Source organism: Ulvibacter sp. 2305UL32-6, from assembly GCF_058148545.1.
This window is the reverse complement of the sequence record NZ_JBYVKA010000097.1, coordinates 1-312: the sequence shown is the minus strand read 5'-3', so window position 1 is coordinate 312 and position 312 is coordinate 1. Positions and strand designations below refer to the sequence as shown.

Annotated in this window: 1 protein-coding gene; it reads right to left on the bottom strand. The window is 33.3% G+C overall.

The window, feature by feature from the left end:
* Positions 1-258: helix-turn-helix domain-containing protein (locus tag ACY2RU_RS17870; RefSeq protein WP_490139845.1), on the bottom strand; the 258-nt coding region annotated here is incomplete at its 3' end.
* Between the last annotated feature and the right edge of the window lie 54 nt (positions 259-312).

The window sequence follows — 312 nt, the reverse complement described above, 5'->3', positions numbered from 1 at the left end:
TTTTACAAATTCGAGTTCTTCGATTCGTTCTTTGAGTTTTTTGATTTCGTCTTTCTTGCTCATACCGCGTTTCTTTTGTTCTAAAGTACTGTATTTTTTTAACCAGTAATCAATAGAGGATCTAGAGACTTGATATTTTTCTGAAGCGTGGTTTACAGAGATCTGCCCGTTTTGGACCTGATCAATAATTAAGAGCTTTAAATCGAAACCTACTTTTTTGTAGGAAGTTTTTCGGCAGGGTTGTTTTTTGTCTTTCATTAGGTATAGTACTAAAAGGTTTAATTTTTAGTCAACCTATTTCAGGAAAGCACA